At 56.8% G+C, this 14,896-nt stretch carries 12 protein-coding genes; 1 reads left to right on the forward strand and 11 read right to left on the reverse strand.

What is annotated here, in order from left to right:
* Positions 1-40 precede the first annotated feature (40 nt).
* Positions 41-1,045 (forward strand): chemotaxis protein, encoded by a 1,005-nt coding sequence (locus J4614_RS17055; protein ID WP_000368564.1) that lies wholly within the window; start codon positions 41-43, stop codon positions 1,043-1,045.
* Between the two features lie 140 nt (positions 1,046-1,185).
* Here J4614_RS17055 and nuoN read toward each other — a convergent pair whose 3' ends face one another.
* The 11 genes from nuoN to nuoC all read right to left on the reverse strand — a co-directional run bounded on the left by nuoN (position 1,186) and on the right by nuoC (position 14,885).
* The gene (nuoN, locus tag J4614_RS17060) at positions 1,186-2,643 is read right to left on the reverse strand and encodes an NADH-quinone oxidoreductase subunit NuoN (protein ID WP_000156669.1); all 1,458 of its coding nucleotides are present in this window, start codon (positions 2,641-2,643) and stop codon (positions 1,186-1,188) included.
* A gap of 6 nt (positions 2,644-2,649) precedes the next feature.
* Positions 2,650-4,179, reverse strand: coding sequence for an NADH-quinone oxidoreductase subunit M (gene nuoM, locus J4614_RS17065; protein WP_000926430.1), 1,530 nt, complete (start codon positions 4,177-4,179; stop codon positions 2,650-2,652).
* Positions 4,180-4,255: 76 nt separating this feature from the next.
* Entirely contained in the window at positions 4,256-6,097 is a 1,842-nt protein-coding gene (nuoL, locus tag J4614_RS17070; protein WP_001056581.1) for an NADH-quinone oxidoreductase subunit L, read from the reverse strand.
* Positions 6,094-6,396 (reverse strand): NADH-quinone oxidoreductase subunit NuoK, encoded by a 303-nt coding sequence (gene nuoK, locus J4614_RS17075; RefSeq protein ID WP_000612687.1) that lies wholly within the window; start codon positions 6,394-6,396, stop codon positions 6,094-6,096. Before nuoK ends, nuoL begins: the two co-directional genes overlap by 4 nt.
* Positions 6,393-6,947, reverse strand: coding sequence for an NADH-quinone oxidoreductase subunit J (gene nuoJ / locus J4614_RS17080; protein WP_000393522.1), 555 nt, complete (start codon positions 6,945-6,947; stop codon positions 6,393-6,395). Before nuoJ ends, nuoK begins: the two co-directional genes overlap by 4 nt.
* A 10-nt stretch (positions 6,948-6,957) precedes the next feature.
* Positions 6,958-7,500 (reverse strand): NADH-quinone oxidoreductase subunit NuoI, encoded by a 543-nt coding sequence (gene nuoI / locus J4614_RS17085; RefSeq protein ID WP_000172747.1) that lies wholly within the window; start codon positions 7,498-7,500, stop codon positions 6,958-6,960.
* A gap of 14 nt (positions 7,501-7,514) precedes the next feature.
* Positions 7,515-8,492, reverse strand: coding sequence for an NADH-quinone oxidoreductase subunit NuoH (gene nuoH / locus J4614_RS17090; protein WP_000118515.1), 978 nt, complete (start codon positions 8,490-8,492; stop codon positions 7,515-7,517).
* The gene (nuoG, locus tag J4614_RS17095; RefSeq protein WP_001528469.1) at positions 8,489-11,215 is read right to left on the reverse strand and encodes an NADH-quinone oxidoreductase subunit NuoG; all 2,727 of its coding nucleotides are present in this window, start codon (positions 11,213-11,215) and stop codon (positions 8,489-8,491) included. Before nuoG ends, nuoH begins: the two co-directional genes overlap by 4 nt.
* A 30-nt stretch (positions 11,216-11,245) precedes the next feature.
* The gene (gene nuoF / locus J4614_RS17100) at positions 11,246-12,583 is read right to left on the reverse strand and encodes an NADH-quinone oxidoreductase subunit NuoF (protein WP_000800048.1); all 1,338 of its coding nucleotides are present in this window, start codon (positions 12,581-12,583) and stop codon (positions 11,246-11,248) included.
* Entirely contained in the window at positions 12,580-13,080 is a 501-nt protein-coding gene (gene nuoE / locus J4614_RS17105) for an NADH-quinone oxidoreductase subunit NuoE (protein ID WP_000545038.1), read from the reverse strand. The genes nuoF and nuoE overlap by 4 nt, the downstream gene beginning before the upstream one ends.
* A 2-nt stretch (positions 13,081-13,082) precedes the next feature.
* Positions 13,083-14,885 carry an NADH-quinone oxidoreductase subunit C/D gene (gene nuoC / locus J4614_RS17110; RefSeq protein WP_208293256.1) on the reverse strand — a complete coding sequence of 601 codons (1,803 nt, stop codon included), beginning with the start codon at positions 14,883-14,885 and terminating at the stop codon, positions 13,083-13,085.
* Positions 14,886-14,896: the final 11 nt, after the last annotated feature.

A 14,896-nucleotide genomic window follows, 5' to 3' on the forward strand; every position in this document is an offset into this window, starting at 1 on the left:
GATAACACTAAAAAAGGCAGGCTTTCATAATGAGGTGAGGATGGACAATTTTCAGAAAGATATTGATGACAGGGCGAATTTAACCCTGTCAAACCGTTTTGAGCTGCTGTTATTCCGTCTTGGTACATCGCTGCATGAACAGAAGTCAGAGCTGTTCGGCATCAATGTATTTAAGCTGCGCGAAATCGTACCGATGCCCGCCTTTACGCGCCCGGCAGGCATGAAAGCGCCGCTATTGGGCATGGTCAATATTCGGGATCAGGTCATTCCGGTGATTGATTTGCCAGCGGTAGCGGGCTGCAAGCCGGAAACCGGGCTGAATATTTTGCTGATCACCGAATATGCGCGCAGCGTACAGGCATTTGCCGTCGAGTCGGTAGAAAATATTATGCGTCTTGACTGGCAGCAGGTGCATACCGCCGAGAAAGCCGTCAACGGTCGCTACATCACCAGTATTGCCTGCCTGGATGACAACAAAGAAACCAACAACCTGGCGCTGGTGCTCGACGTTGAGCAGATCCTTTATGATATTGTCCCCTCCAGCCACGATCTGCGCGCCACCAATCTGAAGACCAATAAATTTTATATTACCCCAGGCGCGGTAGCCATTGTGGCGGAAGACTCCAAAGTCGCCCGCGCGATGCTGGAAAAAGGGCTGAACGCAATGGGAATTCCGCATCAGATGCATGTGACCGGCAAGGATGCATGGGAGAGAATCCAGCAACTGGCGCAGGAAGCGGAGGCCGAAGGTAAGCCAATTAGCGAGAAAATCGCGCTGGTCCTGACAGATCTTGAGATGCCGGAGATGGATGGCTTTACGTTAACGCGTAAAATTAAAACCGATGAACGGCTGAAAAAGATCCCGGTCGTTATTCACTCTTCCCTTTCCGGCAGCGCCAACGAAGATCATGTGCGTAAGGTAAAGGCCGACGGCTACGTCGCCAAATTTGAAATCAATGAACTCTCTTCAGTGATACAGGAAGTGATGGAGCGCGCGGCGCAAAACGTCAGCGGCCCGTTGGTAAGCCGGCAGTTGCTAAGTTAAATTCCGGTCGCTGAGACCTTACCTGCCGGATGGCGGCGCAAGCGCCTTATCCGGCCTACAATCCATAGTTATTTCAACGTATTACATCAGATAATAAAAAACCCGCTTCGTGAAGCGGGTTTTTCGTTTTTACTTATTGTTTACATCAACGGCGTCGCTAACTGCACAAGGCTAATCAGCGGCTGCGGCCAGACGCCCAGTACCAACACCAGCAACGCGGAGATCAGCACCACGATCCCACCCGCGCTGTACTGCCAGTTTGTCGGCGCGTCGCGTCCCGGTTGCTGCGGCGCGTGCAGGTAGAGACTCACCGCAACGCGCAGGTAGTAGTACAAACCAATCGCGGAACCCACCACCACGGCGGCGACCAGCCACCACAGACTGGCCTGAACGCCGACCGCCAGCACGTAGAATTTGCCGATAAAGCCCAGCGTCATCGGGATACCTGCCAGCGACAGCATCATCACCGTCATCACTGCGGCAAGAACCGGACGGTGCCAGAACAGACCACGGTAAGAGTACAGAGAATCCGCATCCGGACCGCGGAACGGGCTGGACATCAGGCTAACCACGCCAAACGCGCCGAGGCTGCTGAACAGATAACCGGCCAGATAAACGCCTACCGCTTCCATCGACATCTCGCCGCTCTGCAGGGCAATCAGCGCCACCAGCAGATAGCCGAGGTGAGAGATAGAAGAGTAACCGAGCAGACGTTTGATGTTGGTCTGGCTCAGCGCCATCAGGTTACCGAAGATGATAGAGGCAAAGGCGATAATGCCCAGCACCACGCGTACCGCTTCGCTGTCGCCTACCGGCGCATAGAGGAACAGACGCATCACCACGCCGAAGATAGCGATTTTGCTCGCCGTCGCCAGGAAGGTGGAAACCGGCGCAGGCGCGCCCTGGTATACGTCTGGCGTCCACAGGTGGAACGGCACCAGAGAGAGTTTAAAGCCCAGACCGACAATCATCAGGCCAAAGCCCGCCAGCAGCAACGGCTCGTGCAGCATACCATCGCCGAGGCTCTTACCGAGCGCTTCGAAAGACAGGTTGCCGGACTGCGCATAGACCAGCGCCATCCCGAACAGCAGGAAAGACGAGGCGGCGGCGGAGAGGATGGTGTATTTGATACTGGCTTCCAGCGAGCGCTTCTGGCGGAAAGCATAACCAATCAGGCCGAACAGCGGCAGCGAGATCAGTTCAATACCAAGGAACAGCGCCGCCAGGTGGTTGGCGTTCGCCAGCAGAATTCCCCCCAGGCTGGCGATTAACACCAGCAGGTAGAACTCTTCCTGGTTATCGTTATAGCCTTCCAGCCACGGGTAGGCAAAGGTGCAGGTGGCGAGGCTCGCCAGCAGCACCAGCCCGGTGTAGAGCATCGCAAAGCCGTCAACGCGCATCAGCGGCGTGACGTCCATTGCCCCGGCCTGGCCGACAAACCAAAGCGAAACCAGAGCAGCGTTAAGCCCAATGACCGACAGCGTGGCATTGAGGAAGTGATTGCGTCGCCACGCAATGGAGAGCATCACAACCACCACCGTCAAGCCGACGATCAGCAGCGGTAGCAGCGCAATCAGGTGTTGTGGAGTTATTGTCATGGCGATTTACGGCCTTGTAGTAGTAACAGAATTAACAAACCACTGCTGGATGTTGCTCATCGCAGAATGCGAGGTATCCAGAATCGGCTGCGGATAGAAGCCAAGCAGTACCAGAAGCACCACCAGCAACAGAATGATAAACAGCTCGCGCAGCGACATCCCCGGCAGTTCCTGGCTGGCAATCTGGCTCTTCGCTTTACCAAAGTAAGCGCGATGCAGCATCGCCAGCGAGTATACAGAGGCGAATACCAACCCAAAGGTGGAGATAACGGTAATCACCGGCACCACCTGGTAGCTGCCGAACAGAATCATAAATTCGCCGACAAAGTTACCGGTGCCCGGCATCCCGAGCGTCGCCACCGCAAAGAACATGGACAGCGCAGGCAACCACTTCATCTTGCCCCACAGGCCGCCCATCATACGCATGTCACGCGTATGCAGACGTTCGTACAACTGGCCACACAGAATGAACAGACCGGCTGCGGACAAACCGTGCGCAATCATCTGAATCACCGCGCCCTGGTACGCCAGTTGGCTGCCGGTGTAGATAGCGATCAGCACGAAGCCCATATGCGAAACGGAGGTATAGGCAATCAGGCGCTTGATGTCGTATTGGGTAAAGGCCATCCACGCGCCGTAGAAAATGCCGATAACGCCCAGCCACATGGCGATCGGCGCAAACTCCGCCGACGCGTTCGGGAACAATGGCAGGGAGAAACGCAGCAGACCGTAAGCGGCGGTTTTCAGCAAGATACCGGCCAGGTCGACGGAACCGGCGGTCGGCGCCTGGGAGTGCGCATCTGGCAGCCAGCCATGCAGCGGCACCACCGGCATTTTCACCGCGAAGGCGATGAAGAAGCCCAGCATCAGCAGATATTCCACACCGTGGGACATCGGCGTGTTCAGCAGCTCTTCATAGTTGAAGGTCCACACGCCGGTCGCGTTGTAGTGCACAAAGACCAGCGCCAGGATGGCAATCAACATCACCAGACCACTCGCCTGGGTATAAATGAAGAACTTGGTTGCCGCCGTGATACGCGTTTTCCCGTCAGAAGCTTTATGCCCCCACAGCGCTATCAGGAAGTACATCGGCACCAGCATCATTTCCCAGAAGAAGAAGAACAGGAACATGTCGATGGCCAGGAACACGCCGATAACGCCGCCTAAGATCCACATCAGGTTCAGGTGGAAGAAGCCCTGATATTTTTCGATTTCTCGCCAGGAGCAAAGCACCGCCAGAACGCCGAGCAGGCCGGTCAGCACCACCATTAGCAGCGACAGTCCGTCGAGCGCCAGATGGATAGAGATGCCAAAACGCGGGATCCACGGCAGGACAAATTCAGATTGCCACTGTGGAATACCGGCGGATTGCGTCAGTGAGTAGCCGCCCTGCAACCACAATTGCAGACCGAGCGCCAGCGTCAGCCCCATGGTAATCAGCGCTATCCAGCGCGGCACCTTCACGCCAAAGCGTTCGGTCTGCCAGCACAGAAAGCCGCCGATAAAGGGAATCAATATTAGCCAGGGTAGTAACATGGCGATTTTTATTCCTTTTTAAGGCCTCTGACAGAGGCCTGATTTTCAACGAATTTGGATAAAATTCACTTTACGATCAACGCAGTGCCATCAACAGTGCCAGCACAACGACAGCGCCAATGCTCATTGATGCCACATACCAGCGCAAATAACCGTTCTCGCTCAGTACCAGGCCTTTGCCTGCAAAACGGGAAAGGATAGCCGGAATGTTCATCAACGCATTAAGCGGGTCGCGCTTCAGCAGCCAGGCGATACCGAGGAATGGCTTGACGAATACTTTGTCGTACAGCCAGTCAAAGCCCCAGGCGTTATACCACCAGGTCCCCAGCAGACGGCCCGGCGCGCTGTTGGCGATCGACGTCACCAGCGTGCGTTTACCCAGCCACAGCCATGCGGCAATCAGGATGCCGGCAATCGCTACTACGCCAGAGGTAATTTCCAGCGTCATGACGCGACCATGCGCCAGTTCAGTTGTCTGCGGCAGCACTCCCTGCAGCGGCGGCACAATCAGCGCGCCAACAAAGGTAGACAGAATCATCAGGACAATCAGCGGCAGATGGTGGGTAATCCCCTTCCCTGCATGAGCGTGAATTTGTTCTTTACCGTGGAAGACGATGAAAATCATCCGGAAGGTGTACAGGGAGGTCATGAACGCGCCGACCAGGCCCGCCACCATCAGATTGATATGACCGTTCGCCATCGCGCCAGCCAGGATCTCATCCTTACTGAAGAAGCCCGCAGTGACCAGCGGCAGCGCCGACAGCGCCGCGCCCCCCACCAGGAAGCAGGCATACACCAGTGGAATCGACTTACGCAGACCGCCCATCTTAAAGATGTTCTGTTCGTGATGGCAGGCCAGAATGACCGAGCCGGACGCCAGGAACAACAGCGCTTTAAAGAAGGCGTGCGTCATCAGGTGGAAAATTGCCGCATCCCACGCCTGTACGCCGAGCGCCAGGAACATGTAGCCAATCTGGCTCATGGTGGAATAGGCCAGCACGCGTTTGATGTCGGTCTGCACCAGCGCGGCGAAACCCGCCATGACCAACGTAATCGCCCCGATAATGCCCACCAGATGCAGAATTTCCGGGGTCATCAGGAACAAACCATGGGTACGAGCGATCAGGTAGACACCGGCGGTCACCATGGTAGCGGCGTGGATCAGCGCGGAGACCGGCGTCGGGCCGGCCATCGCGTCGGCAAGCCAGGTCTGCAACGGAAGCTGCGCAGATTTACCGACCGCGCCGCCCAGCAGCATCAGCGTCGCCCACATCAGCATGTTGTTGCCGTCAGCAAAGTGCGCTGGCGCCAGCTCGACCATTTCGCGGAAGTTCAGCGTGCCCAGTTCGTTGTAGAGGATGAACAGCGCGAAGGCGAGGAATACGTCACCGACACGGGTCACCACGAAGGCTTTCATTGCCGCTGCGCCATTCTTCGGATCGCTGTAATAGAAGCCGATCAACAGATAAGAGCACAGGCCCACGCCTTCCCAGCCGAGGTACATCAACAGCAGGTTATCGGACAGCACCAGAACAACCATGCTGGCGATAAACAGGTTGGTATAAGCGAAGAAGCGGGAGTAACCCTCTTCTCCACGCATGTACCAGGACGCGAACATGTGGATCAGGAAGCCGACGCCGGTGACCACAGAGAGCATGGTCAGCGACAGGCCGTCCAGCACCAGGTTAAAACCGATGTTGAAGTTACCGACCGACATCCACGTCCACAGCGGCTGGCTGAACGCCTGTTTGCCGTTGGCGAAGAAATCCATCCCGACAAACGCTGTCACCAACGCCGCCAGACCAACGGAGCCCACGCCAATGGTCGCGGAGAGATTTTCCGACCAGCGTCCGCGAGAGAACGCCAGCAGTACAAAGCCAATCAATGGCAGAATAATGGTTAAGGCAAGCATGTTCATCCACGCATCTCACTTACTGAATCGATGTTCAGGTTCTGGCGACGGCGATGGAGTTGCAGCAACAGCGCAAGTCCAATACTCGCTTCCGCAGCCGCAAGGCTGATGGCGAGAATGTACATCACCTGACCATCGGTCTGGCCCCAGTAGCTCCCGGCGACCACAAAGGCCAGCGCGGAGGCGTTAATCATGATTTCCAGCCCGATCAGCATAAACAGCAGATTGCGGCGGATAACCAGACCGGTTAAACCCAGGACGAATAAAATCGCAGCGAGGATCAGTCCGTGTGTTAAGGGGATCATGCGCGCTCCTCCGTTTTTCTTTTCGCGCGGTCATCGGCGCGGTTGCTTAGCACTTCACCCGCACGCTCTTCACGACCGACATGGAACGCCACCACCAGGCCTGCCAGCAGCAGCATCGACGCCAGTTCCACCGCCAGAACATAAGGCCCGAACAGCGTGATGCCCACCGCTTTCGCGCTAATCGGCGTGCCGTCGATGCCCTGGTCGTTAACGCCCAGAATGGCGTACACAATAACCGCCAGCATAATGGCCGACAAAACCGCCGGACCAATCCACACCTGCGGCTTCAGCCACTGGCGTTCCTGTTCGATTTCGCTGCCGCCGAGGTTGAGCATCATCACCACGAACACAAACAGCACCATGATGGCGCCTGCGTAGACGATAATTTCCAGCGCACCGGCAAAATAAGCGCCCAGCGAAAAGAACACCCCGGAAATCGCCAGTAGCGATATCACCAGATACAACAGCGCGTGTACCGGATTGGTATGGGTGATCACTCGCAGGGTCGCGAGGATGGCTATCAGGCCACAGATATAAAAAGCGAATTCCATTGCCCTCTCCTTACGGTAACAGGCTCTTGACGTCGATAGGCTTGGCTTCGTTCTCTGCTTCGCCTTTATCTTTGCCGTCGATTGCCATACCCGCCATCCGGTAGAAGTTATATTCCGGGTATTTGCCCGGACCGGAAATCAGCAGATCCTCTTTTTCGTACACCAGATCCTGACGTTTGTATTCGCCCAGTTCGAAGTCCGGGGTCAACTGAATCGCCGTGGTCGGGCACGCTTCTTCGCACAGGCCGCAGAAGATGCAGCGTGAGAAGTTAATGCGGAAAAATTCCGGATACCAGCGGCCATCTTTGGTCTCCGCTTTTTGCAGAGAGATACAGCCTACCGGACAGGCTACCGCACACAGGTTACAGGCAACGCAGCGCTCTTCACCGTCCGGGTCGCGCGTGAGCACGATACGGCCACGGTAACGGGGCGGTAAATAGACCGGCTCTTCCGGATACATCCGCGTTTCGCGTTTGGCGAACGCATGCAGGCCGATCATCCAGATACTACGTACCTGAGTGCCGAAACCTACTAATAATTCTTTTAAGGTCATGGTCTTTGTGTCCCTTATTGCGCCTGCCACAGAATGACAGCCGCCGTTACCAGCAAGTTGATGAGCGTCAGCGGCAGGCAAACTTTCCAGCCGAAGGACATTACCTGGTCATAACGCGGACGCGGTAACGACGCACGAATCAAAATGAACATCATCATGAAGAACGCGGTTTTCAGCGCGAACCAGACGAATGGCGGTAAGAACGGGCCATGCCAGCCACCGAAGAACAACGTTACCATCAGCGCGGAAACGGTGACGATGCCGATGTACTCCCCCACAAAGAACAGACCGAATTTCATACCGGAATATTCGATGTGGTAACCGTCCGCCAGTTCCTGCTCGGCTTCCGGCTGGTCAAACGGGTGACGGTGACAGACCGCTACGCCCGCGATGGCGAAAGTAACAAACCCAAAGAATTGCGGAATCACGTTCCACAGATGCGCCTGGTTATTGACGATATCGGTCATATTAAATGAACCGGCCTGCGCCACCACGCCCATCAGGGAAAGACCAAGAAACACTTCGTAGCTCACCGTCTGGGCAGACGCACGCATCGCGCCCAGCAGCGAGTATTTGTTGTTGCTCGACCAACCGGCGAACAGCACCGCGTAAACCGCCAGACCGGCCATCATCAGGAAGAACAGAATCCCGATGTTTAAATCGGCCACCACCCAATTAGGGCTAACCGGCACAATGGCGAAGGAGAGCAGCAGCGAAGTAAACGCGATCATCGGCGCCAGGGTAAAGATGACGCGATCCGAGAATTTCGGGATCCAGTCTTCTTTAAAGAACATCTTGATCATGTCCGCGACCAGCTGGAGCGAGCCGCCCCAGCCAACGCGGTTTGGTCCATAACGGTTCTGGAACAGACCCAGCAGACGACGTTCGCCAAAGCTCATGAAGGCCCCGCAGGTAACGACCACCAGCAGAATCACCACCGCTTTGAGAATGCTCAGCAGGATCTCAATCAGATCCGGTGTAATCCAACTCATTGTTGCGCCTCCCGCAGATCCTCAAGACGCGCGCCAGCCAGAACCGGCGCGATGCCAGGCATACCCATCGGCAGCCCTACCTGCCCTGCCGCTAACCCTTCAGAGATTTCAACCGGCAGCGTCACCGTATTGCCATCGTAGCTAAAGGAGACGCGCGTCCCGGCATTGACGCCCAACTTCGCGGCATCCGCCGGGTTAAGTTTGATATACGGCTGCGGCATACGGCTCTGGAAGACCGGAGAACGCTGAGACAATTCGTCGCTGCCAAACAGGTGGTAATACGGCGCAATACGCCACTGACCGTCCTGCGCCTGGAAGCTTGCCGGCACGGTAGTGAAATAATCCAGACCGCCCTCAGTCGCTTCAATCAAACGCACGCCCGGATCGCCGTGACGCAGTTTGCCGCCCACTTCATCCTGGAATTTGTTCCACGCCTGCGGGGAGTTCCAGCCCGGCGCCCAGGCGAACGGAATTTCAGATCGCGGGGCAGTCGGTTGGTTATTCCCTTCCATTGAGAAGGCGAACATGGTGTCTTTATCCTGCGGCTGACGTGGTTCGTGCACGCTGATATTGGCGCGCATTGCGGTACGACCGCTGTAACGATGCGGTTCGCGCGCCAGCTTCTGCCCACGAATGCGGAAGGTCGCATCCGGCGCGGCGTCTTTAATACCGGCAAATTGCGGCATGGCGGCAATGACCGCGTCGATCACGTGGTCAAGCTGAGTCCAGTCCACTTCGCGGTTTTCGACGGTGCTGTGCAGTGAATGCAGCCAGCGCCAGCTTTCCAGCATAATCGTCTTGTTATCGTAGTAGGCCGGATCATAAACCTGGAAGAAGCGCTGCGCGCGCCCTTCGTTGTTGATGACCGTACCATCGCTTTCGGCGAAGCTTGCCGCGGAAAGCACCAGATGCGCGTTTTCCATAATCGCCGTGCGCTGATGGTCAACCACCATCACCAGCGGCGCTTTGGCGAGCGCAGCGTTCACGCGCGTAGCGCTTGCATGACGGTGGAGATCGTTTTCCAGCACCACCACCGCGTCCGCACTGCCGGTTTCCAGCTCGCCCAACGCATCATCAAGCGAACCGCCGCCCATCATACCCAGCCCCATGCTGTTCACGGAGCGGGCAATCATAGTAATACCGACGTCGGCGCCACGGCCTTTCAGCGCTTTCGCCACGTTGGCGGCCGCCTGAATCACCTCACTGCTACCGGCGTTAGTGCCGGAGATAATCAGCGGTTTTTTCGCGCCGGCCAACGCCTGCACAATGACATCAATTTTGTTTTGTAAGTCGCTGTCGATACCGTCAACCGCAGGCGCTGTATTGTCCAGCGCATGAGCAATCGCAAAGCCCAGGCGCGCCTGATCTTCCACCGGCGCGCGATAGGTCCAGGCGGCGATATCATCCAGACGGGTGCCGTCCACGTTGGTCACGAACAGCGGATGTTTGGCACGCTGGCCGATGTTCAGGATGGCCGCAATCTGCCAGTCGGCTACTTTCTGCGCCGCCGCCATTTCACGCGCTTTACCTTTCACCGCCTGGCGTACCGCCAGCGCAACGCGCGCGCCGGTCTGGGTAACGTCTTCGCCCAATACCAGTACCGCGTCATAAGATTCGATTTCCCGCAGCGCCGGGGTGTAAATTCCGCCTTCACGCAACACTTTCAGCGCCAGTTGCAGACGTTCCTGCTCGCCGCGCGCGATACCGGTGTAGAAGTTTTCCGCACCAACCAGCTCACGCAGCGCAAAGTTGCTCTCAATGCTGGCGCGTGGCGAACCGATACCGATCACTTTCTTCGACTGGCGCAGAATATCCGCCGCGCCCTGCATCGCCTGCTCGGCGTTGAGAGTAATAAAGTCATCACCACGGCGCTGAACCGGCTGACGCGGACGGTCTTTCAGGTTCACATAGCCATAGCCGAAACGACCGCGGTCGCAGAGGAAGTAGTGGTTAACGGTACCGTTGTAACGGTTTTCGATACGGCGCAGTTCGCCATAGCGCTCGCCCGGGCTGATGTTACAGCCGATGGAACACTGCTGGCAGATGCTCGGCGCAAACTGCATGTCCCATTTACGGTTGTAACGCTCGGAATGCGTTTTATCGGTGAAGACGCCGGTCGGGCAAATCTCGACCAGGTTACCGGAGAATTCGCTTTCCAGCGTACCGTCTTCCGGACGCCCGAAGTAGACGTTGTCATGCGCGCCATAGACGCCCAGATCGGTGCCGTCGGCATAATCTTTGTAGTAACGCACACAACGGTAGCAGGCGATGCAGCGGTTCATTTCGTGAGAGATGAACGGCCCCAGATCCTGGTTGCGGTGGGTACGTTTGGTGAAACGGTAGCGACGGAAACTGTGACCCGTCATCACGGTCATATCCTGAAGATGGCAGTTACCGCCCTCTTCACAAACCGGACAGTCGTGCGGGTGGTTAGTCATCAGCCACTCCACCACGCTTTCACGGAACTGTTTCGCTTCTTCGTCGTCAATAGAGATAAAGGTACCGTCGGTGGCTGGCGTCATACAGGACATCACCAGGCGACCACGCGTATCTTCCGCGTTTTGGTATTGCTTCACCGCACACTGGCGGCAAGCACCGACGCTTCCCAGCGCCGGGTGCCAGCAAAAATACGGAATATCAAGGCCGAGGGACAGACATGCCTGTAGCAGGTTGTCCGCGCCGTTGACCTCGTATTCTTTGCCGTCTACATGAATCGTAGCCATTAGCATGCTTCCAAATTAAAAATCGTTAACTCACCAGCGCTCTTTGAGCAGGTTCGGCTGAATACCATTGATTAAATGGGTATTACTGAACGGCTGCTTGATGCCAGCTTCGAATTCTTCGCGGAAATACTTAATTGCGCTTTGCAGTGGCTCAACCGCGCCCGGCGCATGCGCGCAGAAGGTTTTACCCGGTCCGAGGAAACGACACAGTTGCTCAAGTGTCTCGATATCCCCCGGCTGGCCTTCGCCACGCTCCAGCGCGCGTAGAATTTTCACGCTCCACGGCAGCCCGTCGCGGCATGGCGTACACCAGCCGCAGGATTCGCGGGCAAAGAACTCTTCCAGGTTACGCACCAGCGATACCATGCCGATTTCGTGGTCTACCGCCATCGCCAGCGCGGTGCCCAGACGGCTGCCTGCTTTACCGATGCTTTCGAACTCCATCGGCAGGTCAAGATGCGCCTCGGTCAGGAAGTCGGTTCCCGCCCCGCCCGGCTGCCAGGCTTTGAATTTCAGGCCATCGCGCATACCGCCCGCGTAGTCTTCGAGGATCTCGCGCGCGGTGGTGCCGAACGGTAATTCCCACAGGCCCGGATTCTTCACGCGGCCTGAGAAGCCCATCAGCTTGGTACCCGCATCTTTGCTTTTCGAAATGTTCTGGTACCACTCCACGCCGTTGGCGAGGATTGCCGGGACGTTGCACAACGTTTCGACGTTATTCACACAGGTCGGTTTGCCCCATACGCCGGAGGTCGCAGGGAAGGGCGGCTTGGAGCGTGGGTTCGCGCGGCGGCCTTCGAGGGAGTTAATCAGCGCCGTTTCTTCACCACAGATGTAACGCCCTGCCCCGGTGTGGACAAACAGTTCAAAGTCGAACCCGGTGCCCATGATATTTTTGCCAAGCAGCCCGGCCTCGGTTGCTTCAGCAATCGCACGGCGCAGATGTACAGCCGCTTCGATATATTCGCCGCGCAGGAAGATGTAACCACGATACGCTTTCAGCGCGAACGCGGAGATCAGCATACCTTCCACCAGCAGGTGCGGCAGCTGTTCCATCAGCAGACGGTCTTTATAGGTGCCCGGCTCCATTTCATCGGCGTTACACAGCAGGTAACGGATGTTCATGGATTCATCTTTCGGCATCAGGCTCCACTTCAGACCGGTGGAAAAGCCCGCGCCGCCGCGCCCTTTCAGACCGGCGTCTTTTACCTGGCTGACGATTTCATCCGGAGACAGGCCGGTCAGCGCCTTACGCGCGCCTTCGTAGCCGTTTTTGCTACGATATTCATCCAGCCAGACCGGCTGTTTGTCATCGCGCAGACGCCAGGTCAGCGGGTGGGTTTCGGGAGTACGGATAACGTTTTTCATTTATACCGCTCCAGTAGTTCAGGAATGGCTTCCGGGGTCAGATGGCTGTGAGTATCCTCATCAATCATCATGTTCGGCCCTTTATCGCAATTCCCCAGGCAGCAGGTCGGCAGCAGCGTAAAGCGACCATCAAAGGTCGTCTGCCCCGGTTTGATGTTGAGATTTTTTTCCAGCGCGGCCTGAATCCCCTGATAGCCGGTGATATGGCACACCACGCTGTCGCAGTAGCGAATCACGTGGCGACCGACCGGCTGACGGAAGATCTGGCTGTAGAATGTGGCGACGCCTTCGACGTCGCTCGCCGGAATACCCAGCACATCGGCAATAGCGTAGATCGCGCCGTCCGGCACCCAGCCACGCTGCTTCTGAACGATTTTCAGCGCTTCAATGGACGCCGCACGCGGGTCTTCGTAGTGGTGCTTCTCGTGCTCTATCGCTTCACGCTCTGCCGCACTCAGCTCAAAAGCCTCGGTTTGTGGTTGTTGATTCTCGTGCATAATTAGCGGTCCACATCTGACATAACAAAATCGATACTACCCAGATAGACAATCAGGTCGGAGACCAGGCTACCGCGGATCGCCGAGGGAATCTGCTGCAGGTGCGCAAAGCTCGGCGTGCGCACGCGGGTACGGTAGCTCATAGTGCTGCCGTCGCTGGTCAGGTAGTAACTGTTAATCCCCTTCGTCGCTTCCACCATCTGGAAGGACTCCTGCGCCGGCATTACCGGGCCCCAGGAGACCTGCAGGAAGTGGGTGATCAGGGTTTCGATATGTTGCAGCGTGCGCTCTTTCGGCGGCGGCGTGGTCAGCGGGTGATCCGCTTTGAACGGGCCTTCCGGCATGTTATCGAGGCACTGCTGAAGAATGCGCAGACTCTGGCGCAGCTCTTCCACTTTCAGCATCACGCGGGTATAGCAGTCGGAAACGCCGCCGCCCACCGGCACTTCAAAGTCAAAGTTTTCGTAGCCAGAGTATGGACGCCATTTACGCACGTCGAAGTCGATCCCGGTCGCGCGCAGCCCTGCGCCGGTGGTGCCCCACTCCAGCGCCTCTTTCGCGCCGTAAGCGGCAACGCCCTGCGAACGCCCTTTCAGAATGGTGTTACGCAGCGCGGCTTTCTCGTAAGAATCCAGACGCTTCGGCATCCACTCAAGGAACTCTCGCAGCAGGCAATCCCAACCGCGCGGCAAGTCGTGCGCGACGCCGCCGATACGGAACCAGGCCGGGTGCATACGGAAACCGGTAATGGCTTCCACCAGGTCATAAATTTTCTGCCGGTCGGTAAAGGCAAAGAAGACCGGCGTCATCGCGCCGACGTCCTGAATAAAGGTCGAGATGTACAGCAGATGACTGTTAATGCGGAACAGTTCGGAGAGCATCACGCGGATGACGTTCACACGATCCGGGACGGTGATCCCTGCCAACTTTTCTACCGCCAGCACGTACGGCATTTCATTGACGCAACCACCGAGGTATTCGATACGGTCGGTATAGGGAATGTAGCTATGCCAGGACTGGCGCTCGCCCATTTTTTCGGCGCCGCGGTGGTGATAACCGATATCCGGCACGCAGTCGACGATTTCTTCGCCGTCAAGTTGCAGGATAATACGAAACGCACCGTGCGCAGACGGGTGGTTCGGGCCGAGGTTGAGGAACATAAAGTCCTCGTTGTCAGTCCCGCGCTTCATCCCCCAGTCTTCCGGCTTAAAGGTCAGCGCTTCCATTTCCAGATCCTGCTTGGCTTTGGTCAGCTCAAACGGGTCGAATTCGGTCGCGCGCGCCGGATAATCTTTACGCAGCGGATGGCCTTCCCAGGTTTGCGGCATCATGATGCGCGTCAGGTGCGGGTGGCCTTCGATATCAATACCAAACATCTCCCAGGTCTCACGCTCGTACCAGTTGGCGTTAGGGAAAAGTTTAGTGAAGGTCGGCACGCGCAGGTCGTTTTCAGACAACGCCACCTTGAGCATGATATCGCGATTACGCTCAATGGAAATCAGGTGGTAGAAAACGGAAAAATCCGCGGCGGGTAACCCGTCACGGTGCGTACGCAGGCGTTCATCCATGCCGTGTAAGTCAAACAGCATGACGTAAGGTTTCGGCAGTTTCTTTAAGAAATCGCCAACCTCCAGTAGTTGTTCACGCTTGACCCAAACAACGGGGATACCGGTGCGGGTCGCCTGAACGGTAAAGGCATCCGGCCCAAAACGGTTGCGCAGTTCGCCGATAACCGGATCATCAAGATGATCGCGGGTACTCCATGCAGCGTCTTGCGCGGTTAAGTCGGTCATATTGTTCACCATTGCAAATGGTC

Origin of the sequence: Salmonella sp. 32031103-2018-00083-FB-01-SM-01, assembly GCF_017571995.1 — a bacterium.
GTDB lineage: Bacteria > Pseudomonadota > Gammaproteobacteria > Enterobacterales > Enterobacteriaceae > Salmonella > Salmonella enterica.